This is a genomic window from Micromonospora sp. NPDC047753 (assembly GCF_040642735.1).
Taxonomy (GTDB): domain Bacteria; phylum Actinomycetota; class Actinomycetes; order Mycobacteriales; family Micromonosporaceae; genus Micromonospora.
This window is the reverse complement of sequence record NZ_JBEYSL010000810.1, coordinates 1-1,762: the sequence shown is the minus strand read 5'-3', so window position 1 is coordinate 1,762 and position 1,762 is coordinate 1. Positions and strand designations below refer to the sequence as shown.

Annotated in this window: 2 protein-coding genes; both read left to right on the top strand. The window is 71.0% G+C overall.

What is annotated here, in order from left to right:
• Nucleotides 1-369, top strand: a 369-nt coding sequence (locus ABZ749_RS34780; RefSeq protein WP_357235574.1) for a substrate-binding domain-containing protein, incomplete at its 5' end; no start/stop codon positions are given.
• Nucleotides 370-395: 26 nt separating this feature from the next.
• A complete protein-coding gene (locus ABZ749_RS34775) occupies nucleotides 396-1,646 on the top strand; it encodes an extracellular solute-binding protein (protein ID WP_357235571.1) in 1,251 nt (416 codons plus the stop codon).
• Nucleotides 1,647-1,762 lie beyond the last annotated feature (116 nt).

Genomic DNA, 1,762 nt, shown 5'->3' with positions numbered 1-1,762 from the left:
GACGCGCTGCGCGCAGCCGGCGTCGACCCGACCGGGCTGCACCGGGAGACCGAGGACGGCATCGCCGAGGGGGAGCGGCTGATGCGTGACCTGCTCGTCGCCGTGGCGCCGAGCGCCGTGGTCTGCGCCAGCGACTCACTCGCTCTCGGTGCCCTCCAGGCGATCCGCGGCGTCGACCCGCAGGTGTCGGTGATCGGCTTCGACGACACGCCGGTGGCCGCCGCGGTCGGGCTGACGAGCGTCAGCCAACCGCTCGGCGACGCCGCCGCCCGCTGCGTGGACCTGCTCACCGGGGTCCTCGACGGCGACCACGAGACCCCTACCCCCGTGCTGCTCCAGCCGTCGCTGGCGCTGCGGCACACCGCGTAGTCCCACACCCCCCACCAGGAGAAACCATGGCACCCCGAACAATCACCCGGGCAGCGGTGGCCGGCCTCGCCGCCGTCGCCCTCCTCGGCTCCGCCGCCTGCGGCAGCGGCTTCGACGACTCCTCCGGCGACACCGCCCAGTCCAGCGGGCCGGCCAGCCTGCAGATCCTGATCGGCTCGTCCGGCGAGGCCGAGACCAAGGCGGTGCAGGACGCCGCCGCGAAGTGGGCCGGCAGCTCCGGCAACACCGCGACTGTCACCCCGGCGCAGGACCTCACCCAGCAGCTCGGTCAGGCTCTCGCCGGCGGCACCCCGCCGGACGTCTTCTACGTGGACGCGGCCCAGTTCGCCAACTACGCGAGCGTCGGCGCCCTCGAGCCGTACGGCGACAAGGTCAGCAACCCGGGCGACTTCTACGAGAGCCTGCGCACCGCCTTCACGTACGACGGCAAGCTCTACTGCGCGCCCAAGGACTTCTCGACCCTGGCCCTCCAGATCAACACCGACCTGTGGACCCGGGCCGGGCTGGCCGACGCCGACGTGCCGACGACCTGGGACCAGCTCACCGCGGTCGCCCAGAAGATCAAGGCGAAGGGGCAGGTCCCGCTCGCCATCGGTGACACCCGGGACCGGATCGGCGCCTTCATGGTGCAGAACGGTGGCTGGCTGACCAGCAAGGACGGCAAGCAGCCCACCGCCGACACCCCGGAAAACCTGGCCGCCCTCCAGTACGTCAAGACCATGCTCAGCACCGGGCTGGCCAAGTACCCGAAGCAGCTCGACGCCGGCTGGTCCGGTGAGGCGTTCGGCAAGGGCAAGGCCGTGATGACCATCGAGGGCAACTGGATCAAGGGTGCTCTGCAGAACGACTTCCCGAACGTGAAGTACAAGGTCGTGGCGCTGCCGGCCGGCCCCAAGGGGCAGGGCACGCTCTCCTTCACCCAGTGCTGGGGCATCGCCGCGAAGAGCAAGTACAAGGACCAGGCGATCAAGTTCGTCGAGGCGATGACGAGCGGCGAGCAGCAGATGACCTTCGCCAAGGCGTTCGGTGTCATGCCGTCCCGCCAGTCGGCGGGCGACCAGTACACCGCCGCGTTCCCGGCCGACAAGGTGTTCATCGACGGCGCCGCGTACGCCCAGGGCCCGGTGAACGCCCCGAAGATGGACAGCGTCCTCAAGGACCTCGACACCGGCCTGCAGGGGCTGGCCAACGGCGACCCGAAGACCATCCTGCAGAACTTCGACAAGAACGCCAAGGCGGCACTCGGCGGCAGCTGAGGTGACGGCGGGGGCCCCGGGTGAACACCGGGGCCGTGGACGCCGCCGGCCGGGTCGACGTCGTCCTGCCGGCCGGGGTGACAGTGCCGACCCCACCGCTCGGCTGCGTGGCGATC